At 46.2% G+C, this 16,692-nt stretch carries 18 protein-coding genes; 4 read left to right on the forward strand and 14 right to left on the reverse strand.

The genetic code is table 11. From position 1 onward, the window contains the following. Window positions 1–13 precede the first annotated feature (13 nt). The 10 genes from spoIIIAF to ACWGXJ_RS15325 form a co-directional block, all read right to left on the reverse strand. The gene (gene spoIIIAF / locus ACWGXJ_RS15280) at window positions 14–784 is read right to left on the reverse strand and encodes a stage III sporulation protein AF (RefSeq protein ID WP_452567089.1); all 771 of its coding nucleotides are present in this window, start codon (window positions 782–784) and stop codon (window positions 14–16) included. Window positions 785–823: 39 nt separating this feature from the next. Beyond that, entirely contained in the window at window positions 824–2,014 is a 1,191-nt protein-coding gene (gene spoIIIAE, locus ACWGXJ_RS15285) for a stage III sporulation protein AE (RefSeq protein ID WP_039270939.1), read from the reverse strand. 12 nt (window positions 2,015–2,026) lie between these two features. Further along, on the reverse strand, window positions 2,027–2,416 hold the full coding sequence (gene spoIIIAD / locus ACWGXJ_RS15290) for a stage III sporulation protein AD (RefSeq protein WP_452567090.1): 390 nt from the start codon (window positions 2,414–2,416) through the stop codon (window positions 2,027–2,029). 8 nt (window positions 2,417–2,424) lie between these two features. Continuing rightward, window positions 2,425–2,628 (reverse strand): stage III sporulation protein AC, encoded by a 204-nt coding sequence (gene spoIIIAC / locus ACWGXJ_RS15295; protein ID WP_010345636.1) that lies wholly within the window; start codon window positions 2,626–2,628, stop codon window positions 2,425–2,427. 12 nt (window positions 2,629–2,640) lie between these two features. Further along, a complete protein-coding gene (gene spoIIIAB, locus ACWGXJ_RS15300; protein ID WP_029517252.1) occupies window positions 2,641–3,159 on the reverse strand; it encodes a stage III sporulation protein SpoIIIAB in 519 nt (172 codons plus the stop codon). After that, window positions 3,152–4,147: a stage III sporulation protein AA gene (gene spoIIIAA / locus ACWGXJ_RS15305; protein ID WP_452567091.1), complete on the reverse strand. Its 996-nt coding sequence runs from the start codon at window positions 4,145–4,147 to the stop codon at window positions 3,152–3,154. The genes spoIIIAB and spoIIIAA overlap by 8 nt, the downstream gene beginning before the upstream one ends. Window positions 4,148–4,559: 412 nt before the next feature. Then, window positions 4,560–5,813 carry an aspartate kinase gene (locus tag ACWGXJ_RS15310; RefSeq protein ID WP_028540593.1) on the reverse strand — a complete coding sequence of 418 codons (1,254 nt, stop codon included), beginning with the start codon at window positions 5,811–5,813 and terminating at the stop codon, window positions 4,560–4,562. Window positions 5,814–6,009: 196 nt separating this feature from the next. After that, window positions 6,010–6,567, reverse strand: coding sequence for an elongation factor P (efp, locus tag ACWGXJ_RS15315; protein WP_029517249.1), 558 nt, complete (start codon window positions 6,565–6,567; stop codon window positions 6,010–6,012). Between the two features lie 33 nt (window positions 6,568–6,600). Continuing rightward, complete coding sequence (locus ACWGXJ_RS15320) at window positions 6,601–7,674, reverse strand: M24 family metallopeptidase (RefSeq protein WP_061829060.1); 1,074 nt, start codon at window positions 7,672–7,674, stop codon at window positions 6,601–6,603. A gap of 81 nt (window positions 7,675–7,755) precedes the next feature. Beyond that, complete coding sequence (locus ACWGXJ_RS15325) at window positions 7,756–8,337, reverse strand: YqhR family membrane protein (RefSeq protein WP_452567092.1); 582 nt, start codon at window positions 8,335–8,337, stop codon at window positions 7,756–7,758. A gap of 286 nt (window positions 8,338–8,623) precedes the next feature. On the opposite strand from ACWGXJ_RS15325, the gene ACWGXJ_RS15330 reads away from it, so the two are divergent. From ACWGXJ_RS15330 to ACWGXJ_RS15340, 3 genes are all read left to right on the forward strand, one after another. Further along, the gene (locus tag ACWGXJ_RS15330) at window positions 8,624–9,625 is read left to right on the forward strand and encodes an ABC transporter substrate-binding protein (protein WP_452567093.1); all 1,002 of its coding nucleotides are present in this window, start codon (window positions 8,624–8,626) and stop codon (window positions 9,623–9,625) included. A 175-nt stretch (window positions 9,626–9,800) separates the two neighbouring features. Next, window positions 9,801–10,793 carry a DUF1385 domain-containing protein gene (locus ACWGXJ_RS15335; protein WP_071641501.1) on the forward strand — a complete coding sequence of 331 codons (993 nt, stop codon included), beginning with the start codon at window positions 9,801–9,803 and terminating at the stop codon, window positions 10,791–10,793. Between the two features lie 7 nt (window positions 10,794–10,800). After that, entirely contained in the window at window positions 10,801–11,121 is a 321-nt protein-coding gene (locus ACWGXJ_RS15340) for a hypothetical protein (protein WP_452567094.1), read from the forward strand. Between the two features lie 119 nt (window positions 11,122–11,240). On the opposite strand, the gene ACWGXJ_RS15345 is transcribed toward ACWGXJ_RS15340, so the two are convergent. The 3 genes from ACWGXJ_RS15345 to mntR all read right to left on the reverse strand — a co-directional run bounded on the left by ACWGXJ_RS15345 (window position 11,241) and on the right by mntR (window position 14,630). Beyond that, a complete protein-coding gene (locus ACWGXJ_RS15345; protein ID WP_039270925.1) occupies window positions 11,241–12,230 on the reverse strand; it encodes a patatin-like phospholipase family protein in 990 nt (329 codons plus the stop codon). 95 nt (window positions 12,231–12,325) lie between these two features. Continuing rightward, window positions 12,326–14,068, reverse strand: coding sequence for a family 10 glycosylhydrolase (locus tag ACWGXJ_RS15350; protein WP_452567095.1), 1,743 nt, complete (start codon window positions 14,066–14,068; stop codon window positions 12,326–12,328). Between the two features lie 136 nt (window positions 14,069–14,204). After that, window positions 14,205–14,630 carry a transcriptional regulator MntR gene (mntR, locus tag ACWGXJ_RS15355; RefSeq protein WP_007430946.1) on the reverse strand — a complete coding sequence of 142 codons (426 nt, stop codon included), beginning with the start codon at window positions 14,628–14,630 and terminating at the stop codon, window positions 14,205–14,207. Window positions 14,631–14,881: 251 nt separating this feature from the next. Between mntR and splB the strand changes: the two genes are divergently transcribed. Next, window positions 14,882–15,946, forward strand: a complete 1,065-nt coding sequence (splB, locus tag ACWGXJ_RS15360) for a spore photoproduct lyase (RefSeq protein ID WP_023989268.1) — start codon at window positions 14,882–14,884, stop codon at window positions 15,944–15,946. Here splB and ACWGXJ_RS15365 read toward each other — a convergent pair. After that, window positions 15,939–16,655, reverse strand: a complete 717-nt coding sequence (locus ACWGXJ_RS15365) for a cytochrome c biogenesis CcdA family protein (RefSeq protein WP_250262059.1) — start codon at window positions 16,653–16,655, stop codon at window positions 15,939–15,941. The genes splB and ACWGXJ_RS15365 overlap by 8 nt on opposite strands. Window positions 16,656–16,692: the final 37 nt, after the last annotated feature.

Below are 16,692 nucleotides of genomic sequence, written 5' to 3' on the forward strand. Positions count from 1 at the left end.
TGCTCACCTCCTGTTACCATTCATGTGTTCCATCCTGCGAAGAAACCACCTGAACATTTTTGCTGTCTATCCCCCATTTTTCACGTAGAAGTCCTGTAATTAGGCCAAAAGCTTTCGTATCCGTTGGCTTTCCGTCCTCAGCAGTTTTATCAGGATTACGATCTTCTTCTCGCGTTCCTTCATTAAGTTCTGAATTTTTTGTATGTGTCGGTTCCACACGAATATTCACTGTCTTTTCGGCTACAGGCTCCACCATTATCGGCTTGGCATCTGCACCAGGCGAGACGTCTGTGTTGTTCTTTTCTTTTTCTGGCTGCTGCTCTGCCAATTTGACCACTACCGACTGGACACCCGTTCCTGCCTTCAGCTCCGATTCCTTCTGTTGAATCTTTGCAAGGGTAACCTGGACCGACTGAATTGCTAACCCAGTATATTGTTCCAACTGTCCTTTCATTTCCTTAGCTACCTCTTTGCCGGCCCATTGCATGGAGCTTTGTTCTTGCTGTTGCTTCAACTGGCTGCCTTTTGCTAAAATCTCCTCCAATGTCGGTTCCCTCTTGCCTGTCTCAGCCTGACGTTGAAGATCCAATGCTCGCCCTAGAACCTCGGAGGGGCTGCTACTCAGTAAGCGCACGACCGGAGACAGCAACGTCAGCAAAATAAGCAGGCTGAGAACGAGTTTGACATACCTTTCCATAGATCGGCTCGGTAAGATCATATCGACAAAAGAAGCCAGCAACACGATGAGCACCAGTTCCTTAAGCCAGCCTCCCAGCCAGGTCACGTCACTCCCCTCCCCCCTTGTTGGTTTACATGCATTGGTTCACCTCATCATGACCGTCATATTGCCTGCTGCGAGCATGACTGTAATCGCAAGGAAAGACATTAATCCCACTGCCGCCAGCGCCGCGAAAACATAAATCATGCTCTTGCCGATTGCATCCAGACATTCCACGATAGGCGTATCACCCAAAGGCTGCATGATCGCTGCTGTCACTTTATAAATGAGAGCCAGTGTCAGAATCTTGAGGGCGGGAAAGGCACACAGGAACAATATAATAATGACTCCTACCAGACCAATGGCATTTTTAACGAGCAGCGAAGCCGAAATGACTGTATCTGTCGCATCTGCCAACGCCTTGCCGACCACCGGAACAAAGCTACCCGTAATATATTTGGCTGTGCGGATCGTTAATCCGTCAGTAACTGACGAAGTCAAGCCTTGTACCGAAATGACTCCCAGAAATATGGTCAGCAGCACTCCCAGCACTGCTACTCCAGCGTTCCGCATCAGATCGGCTAGCTGGGTCAGTTTGTATTTGCCCGTCAGCGAGTTGACCAAGTACAGCACAGCCGAGAAGAACAGTAGCGGGAAAACCAGCGTATGAATGACAGTTCCGACTGTGTTGATCATAAATACAATCAGCGGGTGGGTCACCGAAACTGTTACGACGTTCCCCATCGAGGCTAACATGGTAAACAACAAGGGCAACATTGCCATCATGAAGTGAATCATGCTATCAATCGCTTCTTTGGCATAACCAATCGCTACACTAAAGCTATTAATCGCCAGAATGATAATGACCATGTATACGATAGCATAGGCCACTTTGCTGACCTGTTTGCTTTCAAAAGCGCTTTGCAGCGTTTCCAGCACCATACTCATAATGCTGAGCATGACGATGGTGACGAGCAACTTGGCATTTACTCGAATTTCATGGATGAAAAAATCAGCTATAGCGCTCAATACACCCTTTATGCTGAATCCTTCACCGCCTGGAAGCAGCATGTCCATGAAGGAAGGCGTTTTCTGATCAGGGAAAAATCCGCCGTATTCCTGCATGAGCCCGTCCCAATAATGTTCTACTTCATCTTTGGGCATTTGCTCCGCCTGCTGTCTGATCCATTCGTTAGTCGGTGTATCTGCAAAGAGGACCGCAGCTGAGGCACACCAAAGACATAGCAACAACATCGCAATTACTTTGAGATTCGGCATGCCCCCTAGCCTTTTCATGGCATCACCCCCTCAGGCGGGCATCAGCTTCAGAATGGTATCAATAATAATGCTGATAATCGGGATTGCGAGCACCATAATGAGTACCTTTCCGGTAAGCTCAATTTTGGAAGCAATCCCGTCTTGTCCTGCATCCCGAACGATTTGCGCTCCAAATTCAGCAATATAAGCGATACCGATTATTTTCAATACGGTTTTAAAATAGATCATATCCATGCCCGAAGACCGAGCCAGTCGCTCCAGTACAGAAACCACAGATCCGATCTTGCCAATCAGCAGCAAAAAAATGATGATTCCCGCAGCTGTTGCAATCAAAAAGGCAAACATCGGCTTCTGTTCCTTAATGACTAAAATGAGGACTGTGGCAATGAGGGCGAAGCCCACCACCTGAATGATTTCCATGTGTCCACCTACTGAAAAAGAAAGATAGATTTGATCTCTTGCAGAAGGTTATCCAGCATTCGCACCACCATGAACAGGACCACGACGAAACCGATGACCGTTACCCAGTGGGCCATGTCTTCTTTGCCCATTTGCTTTAATACGGTATGAATCATAGCGATAATAATGCCAATTCCGGCAATCTGGAAAATCGCATTCACTTCTAAATTCATTCGAGCACCCCGCTAATAGATCAAAATGACGATCAATGCTCCGATCAGCAGTCCCAGGCTCCTGCTCATACGCTCGTACCTCACCTGATCTGCCTGCGCCTGCGCTTCCTCATGGGATAACTGCTGGATGGTCAGCGCAATGTGCTTGATCTGGTCTTCACGGTCGCTGGTTCCAAGACTGTAAGCAAGCTGCCGCATCGCTTCCTTCTCGGCTTGCTTCATAGAGGAACGGCTCCACGAGTCTTCGATGGCTTTATGCAAGCTTTCTCTGGCAGTCAGGCCAAAAGAAGGGTGCATCCAGCGTGAGGCTTGCTGAAACAGAGTGCGCAGCGGCTCTCGCAAGGGCTCTCCTGTCTTGGCGAAAGCATCTGGTAGCGGAGACACCCCGTAGGAAACCTCGGTGGTCAGTCTTTGCAGCGCAAGAATCAACTCCCTGATTTGCCGCGGCCTCATCGCAAACTGCCTTGCCCGCTGCCAGCCTGCCAGCGTAGCGGCCAGTATAACCAAGGCGGCACCCAGCAACTTAAGCATAGGAGATGCCCCCATTCTGCCCTTCTCCAGGCAGTGTAATCCTGCGTTGCTTGGCATCTGCCAGCCGGAATGAGACGCCCCGGCTCGTCCGGTCCAGCATGACGTAGAGTTGAAACAGCTCTTGCCCTGTAGTTAATCCAGCAAAAGCAGGCCGGGTCGCCATTTCAGCCACATCGCGACCATGTGCGGAAGCAATGACTGCAATGCCTGCATGAAGCGCTTCGCGCACCGCCTCCGCATCTTCCGGTCGTCCGATTTCATCAACAATGAGGACATCCGGTGACATCGAGCGGATCATCATCATCATGCCTTCTGCTTTCGGACATCCGTCCAATACATCGGTGCGAGGTCCGACATCAAAACCGGGGATACCTTTGTGACTGCCAGCGATCTCAGAGCGTTCGTCTATAATGCCTACCTTGAGTCCATTCCGTCGCCCCCCATTGCTTTCCATCCCTCCGTAACTGAGTTGCCGAGCCAAGTCCCTAAGCAGTGTCGTTTTGCCATACTGAGGAGGGGACAAAATGAGGGTGTGCCGGATTTTCCCGGACATTCGATCTGCTACATAAGGCAATATCCGATCAGCTATGCCGGGAATTGCACGAGCAATTCTTACATTAAAGCTGCTTATATCCCTCAAATGTTCCACTCGTCCTCGGTTGAGCACGGTTCTCCCTGCCAAGCCAATACGATGACCGCCAGGGATCGTAATAAACCCTTTACGAAGCTCCTCTTCCATGGTATACAGGGAATGATTGCTGATAAAATCCAGCAGTCGGTGGGCATCCTCACGGTCAGGCTTATAGGCTTCTACATGGTTCAAAGTCAGCCGACCCGCAGACGTTACAAAATGATGATCACCATTTGCATTAATTTCCAACGGCCTTCCTTCCCTGACCCGGATTTCTTCCAGTTGCTTAAATACCGTTTCCGGAAGCCTTCCGAGTATACCGTGCAACGGTTCGGGAAATAACTCCAGCCATTCCATACCGATGCCGCCCCCTCACAGTTGTCCTTTTTCTTTAAGACAAGTCTATGGTTGACTCTCGCTTTTTATGCCGAAAATATATTGAAAACCTAGGCAAACTTTTGCTAACTCCTACCAACGCTCAACAGACCTTTCCCCCGCTTGTTAAAGCACCATTCTCTAATTCGCACAAATAAAAAAGGGCCTCTCAAAGCCTTGTCGGCTAAGGGATACCCTTGGGTAGAAAAGATAGATTCAGCAAAAAAGAGGCTGCCCCTCAGTTTAACTCTCACTGATGGAACAACCTCTTAACCTACTGCTGTATTCTATGATTTATCAAACTATAAATAGAGGACTTATAATGTATCAACCTTTACCTGTCATAGCATCGTTCACATTAGACATATTCAGTGGCTAGATCACGTTGCAGTTATTAACGACGGTCTTGCGGTCCACCCACAAACGCTTGCTCCTCGGTGTCCAGGTTATAAGCTGTATGCAGCGCCTGAATAACCTCATGAAGTTTACCCGCTTCAATTACACACGATACTTTGATTTCAGATGTGCTTACCATTTTAATGCTAACGCCTTGCTCTGCCAGTACGGCAAACATTTGCGCAGCAACACCTGGATGGCTAACCATTCCTGCACCTACAATGGATACCTTCACCAGATTTTCCTCAGACGTTACTTCACGGTATGGAAGCTCTCCGCGAATACCTTCCAGCGTCTTCAGTGCTGCTTCACGATCCGTCAGAGCTACTGTAAAGGAGAAATCTGCTTTACCAGCTTCGACCCCGCTCTGTACAATAATGTCTACATCAATTTTAGCTGCCGCCAGTGTTCCGAATACTTTCGCCAGTACACCGGGGATATCGGCGACGCCCAAAATACTGATTCTTGCTACATTTTTATCATATGCAATCCCACTGACTACAACGCCCTGTTCCATTACTGCATCCTCCTTTACGACCGTTCCTTCATTATGGTTAAAACTGGACCGCACAATCAGCGGTACCCGGTTATGTTTGGCATATTCTACCGCACGAGGATGCAATACAGCTGCACCCAGATTGGCTAATTCCAGCATTTCATCATAAGAAATTTCTTTTAGCTTACGAGCAACTTTCACGATCCGTGGATCTGTTGAATATATACCGTCCACATCCGTGTAAATTTCGCAGGCATCCGCTTGAATCGCCGCCGCCAGCGCAACGGCCGTCGTATCAGAGCCACCACGTCCCAGCGTCGTAATGTCTCCCTCTGCAGACATCCCTTGGAAACCAGCTACAACAACGATCTTGTTGCTGCTCAGTGCATCCAGCACACGCTGAGGTTGAATATCCGTAATCCGTGCTCGACCAAAGTCAGATTCAGTACGGAAACCAGCCTGCCATCCCGTAAACGATACCGCTTCATGACCCAACTGCTGAATAGCCATCGACAATAAGGCGATTGAAATTTGCTCACCCGTCGTCATCAACATATCCAACTCACGTGCAGGCAACTGCTCATTCAACAATTTGGCCTGGTCAATCAGTTCGTCTGTCGTGTCTCCCATTGCGGAAACGACCACTACACATTGATGCCCTTCACTCTGTTTCTCAACAACGCGTTTTGCCACGCGCTTCATGCGCTCCGTGTCACCGACGGAACTGCCTCCGAATTTCATGACATACAAAGACAACGTTATTCACTCCCTCAGACTCAACAGTATGTAACCTTGAGATGGCACCAAACGACTGAACGTGACATCCTGCGGCATAACTTTAGTACAGTATAATACGAAAGTGCTGTGTGGAGCCAATGTTTTTTAATATTAGTGCTTATAAAAATATCCCCTGCCCTTAACAAGGACAGAGGAAATCTAAAAGTTGCAAATTTTATGCGCGAGACATGTATTTGCCGTCACGTGTATCAATCAACAATACGTCATCTTGGTTAATGAACAAAGGAACTTGAACATTCAAACCCGTTTCCAGTTTGGCATTTTTGGTAGCACCTGTAGCCGTATTACCTTTAATGCCTGGCTCTGTTTCGATTACTTTCAGTTCCACACTGGTAGGCAGGTTAATACCCAGAATTTCGCCGTTATAGCTGACGATATTTACATTCATGTTTTCTTTCAGGAAGTTAAGCTCCCATTTCAGTTGATCGCTGGACAATGTGAATTGATCATATGTTTCATTATCCATGAATGTATGGTCGTCTGCACTAGCGTACAGATAGGACACACCACGATTTTCGATTTGCGCCCGACCGATCGTTTCACCCGCACGGAATGTACGTTCAACGGTGTTACCGTTACGCAAGTTTTTCAACTTGGAGCGTACGAATGCAGCACCTTTACCCGGTTTTACGTGTTGGAAATCCAGCACCGTAAAAATATCTCCGTCTACCTCGACGGTCAAACCTGTTTTAAAATCATTTACGTTAATCACTAAAATACCCCTCCTACAGGACTGTTATCGTTATTAAACGACTGTAAATTCTTTGCTCGAATGTGTTAATACTTTGATGCCGCTATCTGTAATAACGATATCATCCTCGATCCGTACACCGCCCAATCCAGGGACATAGATACCTGGCTCGACCGTTACCACCATACCCGGCTCCAGAATATCATCACTCGCCTTCGACAGACGTGTAGATTCATGTACTTCAAGACCCAGACCATGACCTGTACTATGCCCGAAATTGTCTCCATAGCCATGGCTCGCAATAATATCCCGGGTCAGTGCATCCGCTTCACGGCCTGTCATGCCCGGCTTAATATGTTCGAGTGCGTGAAGCTGCGCCTTAAGTACAATATCGTAGATTTCGCGCAACTGGGGCGCCAAATCCCCTTGTGTAGCCACTGTACGTGTCAAATCGGAGCAGTAGCCATCCAGCAACGCACCAAAATCAAACGTAATCAGCTCGCCTGCTTGTACTAACTTAGCACTGGCTACGCCATGAGGCAATGCCGAACGAACCCCGGAAGCCACAATTGTGTCAAATGAAGAGGATGTAGCTCCCTGCTTGCGCATGAAGAATTCCATTTCCAGATCCAGCTCACGCTCGCTGACACCTGGCTTGATGTAAGGTAAAATGTGCGCAAATGTAGCATCTGCCAAATCCGCTGCCCGCTGCATTACTTCCAGCTCTTCTGCATCCTTGTACACTCTTAACTTCTCCACAATGCCCGACACCGGAACCAGTGAAATAGGTGACAAATCTTCGCTATAAGCTTTATGCGTCGCAACAGTTACAGCATCTTGCTCGAAGCCTGTTTCGCTGATCTGATGGGAAGACAGCAATTCTTTCACCGTTTCCATGACCTGTGCAGCGTGCTGCACCACCGTGAAGCCTTCGGCTTGTTCGGTCGCTTGCGTCATATAGCGAAAGTCAGTCAGCAAATAGCTATGGGATTCCGTAATCAGCACATAACCCGCCGAACCTGTGAAGCCTGTCAAATATCGACGATTGACAGGGCTAGTAATTAGCATAGCCCGCAAATTATGCTCGCCCAGCGCCTGCCGCAGCTTTAACACCCGGTCATTCTTCATCTTTCATTCCGCTCCCCTCTGTCAAATAACCAAATGCTATTTTAACACAGGGAATAGGCGCTTGAGAAGTTTTTGTTACGTTCAGCCCTCAGCTTTCTCAGGCTCGCGCTTTCTTTCATCCGTATACTCGACAGCAACAGTATATCCGATAAATAGTCCCCACAGCAAAAACACACAAATTTCCGTATATAAGGAATTCCATGTTAACCGATTAGGAGGATTCATCATCCCTAGCTTAGGACCTGTTAATACAAATAAAACAACCCACCAAATCAGGCCATATACAATTCCGGGTAAAGGACCCTTAAATCTGCGCAGCAACAGAGTGTACACCAGTGAAGCTACGACGGATAATGCAATAAAAAACAGTAGCCCTACCAGGTGCCCCGCCATGGTGTTCATAAACGAATGCTTGAAAAAAGGCTCTGCGAGAAACCCAGGCGCTACTATCGTAAAGTGCAACTTATAAAACAGCCAGCGCAGCAATCCCCAGAGCACACCCGCAAAAAAACCCAACTCAAGTGCAAAAGGAATGAGAGGCGTATGTATTTTGCCTGACTGCTGCCTGCCTCCACCACTGTCGTTATGATTACGTTGATCCTGAGATTCGCGAGACTGCTCCTGTTCATGGCCTATCTTGGGTATAGAGTAGGTTTCACTCATGTTGTTTAATCCCCTTTCAAGATGCAAACTTTTTTCATGGTAAAGACTATTGCAATCGAAGATACATGTACTTCCATCGGATTCTGCATTCCCATTTTGCTAGGTAGTATGCTCAAAAGGAGGATCGTTTAACAATGAACCGGAATGCAGAATAATAGCAGCTTACCAGTTAAGCGTTCGGACCCATTTTTTGCATTGACAAAATTTAAATCCTCTATCATAATATAACGATGAAAATGATAATCATTATCATTTTCTAAAAACATATATACGGGAGAATGCTTCTATGAAAAAGGGACTCATTGGCATTTTATTATTAATGGTTTTTACGCTCACTCTGGCAGGTTGCGGAGCAGACGACAAAGCATCGGATAAAGATCAGGCACCCACGTCGGGTAGCAAACCGACTGACACAGCGACCGGTCCTGTGACGGTAAAGCATAATCGTGGTGCGATCACGCTCAACAAGCCCGCACAGCGTGTCGTAGTACTGGAATGGACATTTACAGAGGATTTGATTGCATTGGGCGTTCAGCCGGTTGGTAATGCTGACAATGCCAACTACAAGGTGTATGTGACACCGGAGGCGGCTCTGGACAGCAGCGTGATCGATGTCGGTACTCGTAACGAGCCGAATCTGGAGGCGATTGCTGCATTGAAGCCGGATCTGATCATTTCCAATGTTGATGGGAATGAAGCTATCTATGATCAACTCAAGGCCATCGCTCCGACGATCGAATATAATCTGAACGATGGTAACGGCTACGATCATGATAAAATGGTAGAAATTTTTAATAGCATCGCAGTCGCTCTTGGAAAAGAAGACAAAGCTAAGCAGGTGCTTGCCGAACTGGATCAGCATTATGCTGAAGCCAAAGAAAAGCTCACCGCTGCTGGCAAGTCGGATTATCATTATATACTGACACAGGCTTTCACTTCGCAAAATGCGGCCAGCCTCCGTATGTTTTCGGATAATTCAGTCGTCGCGGCAACACTGGCGAAGATCGGTATGATTAATGATTGGAAACCGAGCAAAGTTGAACAGTATGGCTTTTCAACTGTAGGCATTGAAGCTCTGTCTGCCGTTCAGGACAGCAACTTTATCTATATTGTGCAGCCGGACGATAATGTTTTCGGCGCACCTATGAAAAATAATTCGGTCTGGAACGGTCTAAATTTCGTTAAAGAAAAACGTACCTATTCACTGAGCGGTACGACATGGACATTTGGCGGTCCTCTCTCTTCAAAAGGGCTGGTTGATCAGGTTGTCGGGGCGATTACGCAATAGGTTGTTTCCAAATATTCATTCGGTTTTATAATGATTAGCATTTATGTGAGCAGTCTGACGCTCCATAAATGCTTTTTTTATAAGCCTGTGGTTACACCAGTTTCATCTAACTAGATATTCCCTTCCAAATTCGATACAATATACAAAAAAGCATGTATTAAGAGAGGTGAGACGGTTGTCACAAGCATCCAAGCCTGTGAGCTACGGCGGTCAGGCAGTCATTGAAGGTGTCATGTTCGGCGGCAAGCGTGTCAATGTCACGGCAGTTCGCCGCAAAACTGGCGAAATCACATATTTGGAAGTACCACGCAAGGAGCAATCCTGGGTATCCAAATTCCGCAGAATTCCTTTATTGCGGGGGATTGTAAGCATCATCGACTCCAGCGCCAAAGGTACCAAGCATTTAAACTATTCAGCCGATGCGTATGCTGATGATGAAGTAGATCCGGAAGAGCGCGCTGAGCAAAAGAAAAAAGAAGAATCTCGCTGGAGTCTGAGTATGATGATCGGTGTGGCGGCGGTCGGTATTTTGTCATTCCTGTTTGGCAAAATTGTATTGACTCTCGTTCCGGTTATTGTAGAGAATTTCCTGTTCGGTAGCTTGTTTCACAGCCAAATTTTGCATAACCTCGCAGAAGGAGCTATTAAGCTGATTCTGTTATTGGCTTATTTGTGGGGTATTTCCCAAACTCCGTTAATTAAACGATTGTTTCAATATCACGGTGCAGAGCATAAAGTAATTACTGCATTCGAAGCTGGGGAAGAACTAACTCCGGCCAATGTGCAAAAATACAGTCGTCTACATTACCGGTGTGGTAGTAGCTTTATTATGCTGACTGTGATCATCGGGGTGCTTGTCTATTCCTTATTTACCTACGATAATCTATGGGAACGTATGGGGCAACGGCTTCTACTGCTTCCGATCGTACTGGGGCTTTCTTTTGAATTTCTCAAGCTGACCAATGCTCTTCGTGAAATTCCGGTACTTCGTTATTTAGGTTACCCCGGTCTGTGGCTGCAACTCCTTACCACCAAAGAACCGACTGATGATCAAGTGGAGGTATCTATTGCCTCATTTAAGCGTATGCTTGAATTGGATGCTGAGTTGGAAAATGTACCTGTAAAGGAGACCTTCAACAGTCCGGTCCTTGATCCTGTGAAAGGATGAGTGAATAATGAACAGACATGCCGTTATTTTCTGGCTTACCCTTGCTTTGAGTGCATATGGGATTGTGGATATGCTATGGAGAGGAAGCTGGGGCTTTCTCATAAGTTTACTAATTCCCGTCCTTGTTTTTGCAGTTATATTTCTGCTATACAAATACCTGCCAGGACAACGTAGCCGTACTCCCAAAATCAAACCCTCTGTGCGCACCATGGCCAAAACAGCCAACGCACGTAAGCAGCAAACTACAGGCAAGCGCAAAGCGTATCCTTTTCATGTGATTGAGGGTTCCAAGGGAAAAAATGAAGAAGAACAACCTAAATATCATTAATGATAATCACATCCTTTAAAATGTAGCACAAAGGAGCCATCACCCGCGTATTCAAATATGACCGGGAAGAGGCTCCTTTTTTACACCCTTTTAAATTAACTTTAACTGCTAGTTAGTGTTTATTTCATAGCGTACATGGTATCCTTCATCAATTGATACTTGCTATACTGCTGCTGGTAAGAAGTAATGCTCCATTTGTGGAAAAAAGCATCCCCTGCCTGCACACCGGAAGCATACAACAAATCACTTTGCTCTGTAGAAATATTAAATTGTGCAGTACGGATACCCAATGTTGGAATCTTAATCGTCCGATACCGATTCTCCTGCTCAATATATCGCTCATCGTGTGCTGATAGCATGGTATCAAAAATAGCCTGCAGCATGGTCAATGGACCCCGTATATAAGAAACTTTGGTCTCCGTACCCGTTTTGCCCACCATTTGAAACCCTACCGTTGGAATCGTTTTGGCCTCACGTTCATTTACAGGCTCATCAAAAAGCCACAAAGGCAAATTGCTTAGTAAAGCCCCATCAACTACAAATACAAATTGCTGAGAAAAAGTCTTTCCCTTGGCAAGTGCAGAATCAAGCCTTAACATAACAGGATCAAAAAAATAAGGGATACTTGTGCTCATCCGAATGGCTTTAGCTACCTCCAGTGAAGAGGGATTGATACCAAAACGTTTGATATCCTCAGGAAGCACCAGAATGCGTCCATTCGTAATATCTGATGCAATAATGCGCAATTTGCCAGGAGGTAAATCCGCGAACGTACGCACTCCCTTAGCTCGTAACAGCTCACGTACCCAGTGCTCCAGTGCCTCCCCTGAGTAGAGCCCTTTTTTAAGAAAGATACGAGCTGCTGGTCCAACCCACTTAATATTGAACACTGGAGAACGTCGTAACAACTTGACCAAGGGGGTTTTCTCAATTACGGCTTTCATTTCATCCGCAGAGTATCCCGCCGCCAATAAAGCAGCTACAATAGAACCTGATGATGTACCTGCCAAACGATTGAATACAATTCCATGCTCCTCCGCAGCCTTAACTGCACCCGCCAGCGAAATTCCCTTAACCCCTCCACCCTGGAACACAGCATTGATCAGCATAGATCAAAAAACCTCCGTTCTCTTGGGAGTAAGCAGTTCTACTGCTTATCTATGAGAACGGAGGTCTAAATAGAACCTATATGATCCAATTTATATCACATTTGATAATAATTTTGAAGAAGCTGAATGAGTCCATATGGATTTTTACGCAAATGCTGTGCACTAAAGTAAATATCGCCTCTGACCTGTTTATAATCTTCGTTCAGTTCAAGCTGCTTAATTAGCTCTTGAGCCGTTTGCCAGCCCTTTTCAGGGGTGCCGATCTTATACGGAGAATGACCGATATACAGCTTAACATCTGTGTTTTTGACCTCATTGGACCACCATGCGACAAGCTTGTCATATCCCGCCGCCGGGAAACCGATACTCCAGTAAATTTGTGGAGCTACATAATCAATCCATTCTTTATTAATCCAGGTTCTTACATCCGCAAACGTCGTATCATACGCTGTAACGCCTGCCTTCGTGTCTGAACCCGTTAAATCCTGAGATTTGTTACGCCATACCCCAAAAGGACTAATTCCAAATTGAACTTTAGACTTGCTGCCATGAATACTTTTACCCAAATCGCGGACAAAACTGTTCACATTATCTCTCCGCCAGTCGCCCTTGTTAGAGATTTTGTTGGCATTATATGCTTTGAAGGTCGCATCATCATCAAAAGTCCCGCTGTAAGGATAAAAATAATCGTCCAAATGGACGCCGTCAATATCATATCCGTTCACGACCTCCATAATCGCCGCAATGACATGCTGACGTGCAGCCGGAATTCCTGGATTGATGTATAATTGGCTACCATTCTTAACAATCCAGTCCGGGTGTTGATTAGCCACATGGTTTGCAGCCAAACCGCTGGTTGTTCCTGTAGAATTCGCACGGAATGGATTAAACCAAGCATGAAATTCCATCCCTCGCTTATGCGATTCGCTAATCATAAATTTCAAGGGATCATAGCCTGGATTTTTACCTTGGGTGTTGGTCAAATACTTGCTCCATGGTACGAGACTCGACGGATAGAGCGCATCACCGCTGGCACGAACCTGAACAAATACCGCATTGATACCCATCCCCTGCAAATCATCGAGCATTTTAGTAAACTCCTGCTTTTGCTTCTCGGAGCTGCTTCGGGCAGCGGAAGAAGGCCAATCTCCATTAATGGTAGAAATCCATGCTCCACGCATGGAAGTTGAAGCCTTTACCTGAACAACATTTGCCTGCGAAGAACTTGAACCCTCCTCACTAGTAGACGTTGACGGTGAAGTGACAACCGCCTGCTCATCATCGACAGCTCCCTGATCTGTACTTACACTGTCCTGATTGCTAGATGCAGACGTATCTGATATGGAGCCGCTGCTTCCCGCAGAAGTGTCCCCGCCAGTAGAGACACCTTCCTTACCACTGCTTAACGTAATGACTCGCTCTGAAGCTTGCCAATCTACTTTTAATCCCAACTCTTCCCCAACAAAACGCAGTGGCACCATGACTCTCCCGCTTGTCATACGGGCAGATGCATCCAGTCGAACTGACTTGCCATTCACTGTAGCGCTTTGTGCACCGTTCTCCATAGATATATTTTTGTTCTGTGCTGTAATCGTTACCGTACCGGACGATTCCGACCAGTTGACCTGAGCGCCCAATCCCTCACTAATCACTCGCAAAGGAACCATCGTAACATTGGCTCCCTGTACAATATACGGTGACGCGTCACTTTGCAGGGACTGTCCGTCCAATATAATTTCAATATCACCAGTTGGAGCTGCTTGAACTCCAGGAACGATGGCAGTCTGCACTGCTAAGAGTAGACCTGCAGCCAACGCCACTATTTTCTTTCGATTCATATTATTACAATCCTCCGCTAACCCTGTTAATTTTAACCCCTATCTTGTCCTGCTATATAATGGATAGACGCTAATAACCGGATATTTGTTGCGGTCGGGACAAATAAAAAAGCATCGTCCGTAAGGACAGATGCTTTTAGGAATCTCCACTCAATTCCTTGTGTATGTCATGAAGCTGGCGCAAGCGATCTTCATCCCGGCGAAAATATTCGACCAATGTTTCGATACGGGTGATGGAATCCCAGCTCAGATGATGCTCAATACCTTCCACATCTTTATATATCAGGTCCTTGTCAACCCCAATCATATCCAGAAATTGCTCTAATAACTGATGGCGATCAACCAACCGTTTGCCGACCTTTTTCCCTTTCGGTGTCAAAATAAGTCCCCGATACTTCTCATATACAAGATAATCGTCCTTATCCAACTTCTGAATCATTTTGGTGACAGACGAAGGATGCACCTCTAACCCCTCTGCGATATCCGAGACACGAGCATAGCCCTTCTCATCAATCAGTTGGTAAATGCGTTCCAAATAATCTTCCATGCTTGGCGTTGGCACTTGTTTCCCTCTTTTCTGTTATTGAACGGGCGCTTACCGCCTTCATTTCCTGCGTTAAACCTACTATGTAATGATACATGTTATCATTGCCCATTGGCAAGTCTCATCCCTTCACTCACAGCTATTGCCACGATTTGTTCAATTTAAGCCGGGCACACTAATATCGTCGTCCTGTATCGTTTATTTCTGCGGCAAAATGTTAAAGTTGGACACCAGAGCACTGTGGATTTATTTCGAAAGGAGCGTTAGCCATGTCTACGCTTGAGCGTACTCCTGTCCAAACCAGAGGAACCAAGCCATTTTTGCCTGACCTGGTGTTTTTTGAGCCAGACGCACTGAATTATCCCAAGGGCCAGCGTATTATGGATTGGGTTAAAGCCAAGGATATTCCGTATCGGATGACTACCTCTCACAACCGAATTACCAATTTACCAGGTGAAACTGAAGTTGAAAAGTACCGAATGGCAAAAAAAACTTTGGTAGTCGGTATCCGTAAAACGTTGACTTTTGACCAATCCAAGCCCTCTGCCGAATACGCTATCCCCATTTCGACTGGCTGCATGGGGCACTGTCACTACTGTTATTTACAAACAACCTTGGGAGCAAAACCGTATATTCGTGTATATGTCAACACTGACGATATCTTATCAGCAGCTAAAGCTTATATCGAGGAGCGTGCGCCTGAAATTACCCGTTTTGAAGCAGCTTGTACCTCCGATCCGGTTGGTTTGGAGCATATCACCGGAACGCTTGGAGACTTGATTCGTTTCATGGCAGATGAGGAATTTGGTCGTCTGCGTTTTGTTACTAAATATCATCATGTTGATCCATTGCTGGATATTAAACATAATGGTCATACTCGCATCCGCTTTAGCATTAATTCCGATTATGTTATTAAACAGTTTGAACCTGCAACTTCACGCTTCGAGGAACGTATTGAAGCCGCGGGCAAAATCGCACGAGCCGGTTATCCATTGGGGTTCATCATTGCACCCATCATCTGGTATGACGGCTGGGAAGAAGGCTACGGCGAGTTGCTGCGTAAATTGGGAGAAACCTTGCCTCAGCATGCTACAAAAGATTTGACGTTCGAATTAATTCAGCATCGCTTCACCAAAACATCCAAAGCTGTCATCGAGAAACGTTATCCGAAAACCAAGCTGGAGATGGACATAGAGAAACGCAAGAAAAAATGGGGCCGCTGGGGACAAAACAAATATGTTTATCCCGATGAACAGCAAAATGCACTACGAGAGTTTATCACAGAGCGCATTTTTGAACATTTCCCTTTAAGTCGTATTGAATATTTCACATAACTAGCATCCAATCTGGGGTAATCCGTTGTAAAAATAGCGTTACATCAGTCATATGATCCGTTACCAGTAAAATGCCAGTGATAACAAGTAGTATGCCACCTGTTTTGATTAGGATGGAGGTATAGCGAGAGGATAGTCGAACAGAGCCTGCCAGCAAAGCTAATACAAAAAATGGAATTGCAAAGCCAAGCGCATAGCCTGTAATCAGCTTGAACCAAATGTGATGCTCTACTGCCGCCAAAGCGATAATAGCTGTTAGCATGGGACCGATACAGGGCGACCAGCCTGCCGCAAACCCAATTCCGATCACAAAGGAACCGGCGTACCCGGCAGGTTTCCATGTCCAGCGAAGCTTATGCTCCCTCATTAGAATCAAAGGACGCACCACACCAAGAGATACCAGTCCCATTAGTAAAATAAGTAACCCTGCTACCACTCTTAGCGTATCCCCATAATTGGCAAACCATTCTCCAAGCAACCCGACACTTGCACCCAGTGAATAGAAAACGACCGAAAAGCCCAATACAAAAGCAAGTGTATGTCCCATCGTACGATAACGAACCTCGGCCTTGTGCCTTCCTTCAGCCAGTTCACGCGCAGACATCCCTGTCATATACGATAAATAAGATGGATACAGCGGTAAACAACACGGTGAAAAAAAAGAAACCAGTCCGGCTACGATCGCCAACCCGGCGTTGATATTTGTCATCATATACCCTCCCACCTGTCTTAAGTGAACACGAACA

The sequence above is a fragment of the Paenibacillus sp. S33 genome (genome assembly GCF_053615415.1).

What these genes read in the sequence shown, in the direction of transcription:
- spoIIIAE (WP_039270939.1), bottom strand. Translation starts at nt 2,014, where the DNA reads ATGAAAAGGCTAGGGGGCATGCCGAATCTCAAAGTAATTGCGATGTTG.
- spoIIIAD (WP_452567090.1), bottom strand. Translation starts at nt 2,416, where the DNA reads ATGGAAATCATTCAGGTGGTGGGCTTCGCCCTCATTGCCACAGTCCTC.
- spoIIIAC (WP_010345636.1), bottom strand. Translation starts at nt 2,628, where the DNA reads ATGAATTTAGAAGTGAATGCGATTTTCCAGATTGCCGGAATTGGCATT.
- spoIIIAB (WP_029517252.1), bottom strand. Translation starts at nt 3,159, where the DNA reads ATGCTTAAGTTGCTGGGTGCCGCCTTGGTTATACTGGCCGCTACGCTG.
- spoIIIAA (WP_452567091.1), bottom strand. Translation starts at nt 4,147, where the DNA reads ATGGAATGGCTGGAGTTATTTCCCGAACCGTTGCACGGTATACTCGGA.
- ACWGXJ_RS15320 (WP_061829060.1), bottom strand. Translation starts at nt 7,674, where the DNA reads ATGAAGAATGACCGGGTGTTAAAGCTGCGGCAGGCGCTGGGCGAGCAT.
- ACWGXJ_RS15325 (WP_452567092.1), bottom strand. Translation starts at nt 8,337, where the DNA reads ATGAGTGAAACCTACTCTATACCCAAGATAGGCCATGAACAGGAGCAG.
- ACWGXJ_RS15330 (WP_452567093.1), top strand. Translation starts at nt 8,624, where the DNA reads ATGAAAAAGGGACTCATTGGCATTTTATTATTAATGGTTTTTACGCTC.
- ACWGXJ_RS15340 (WP_452567094.1), top strand. Translation starts at nt 10,801, where the DNA reads ATGAACAGACATGCCGTTATTTTCTGGCTTACCCTTGCTTTGAGTGCA.
- ACWGXJ_RS15345 (WP_039270925.1), bottom strand. Translation starts at nt 12,230, where the DNA reads ATGCTGATCAATGCTGTGTTCCAGGGTGGAGGGGTTAAGGGAATTTCG.
- ACWGXJ_RS15350 (WP_452567095.1), bottom strand. Translation starts at nt 14,068, where the DNA reads ATGAATCGAAAGAAAATAGTGGCGTTGGCTGCAGGTCTACTCTTAGCA.
- splB (WP_023989268.1), top strand. Translation starts at nt 14,882, where the DNA reads ATGTCTACGCTTGAGCGTACTCCTGTCCAAACCAGAGGAACCAAGCCA.
- ACWGXJ_RS15365 (WP_250262059.1), bottom strand. Translation starts at nt 16,655, where the DNA reads ATGACAAATATCAACGCCGGGTTGGCGATCGTAGCCGGACTGGTTTCT.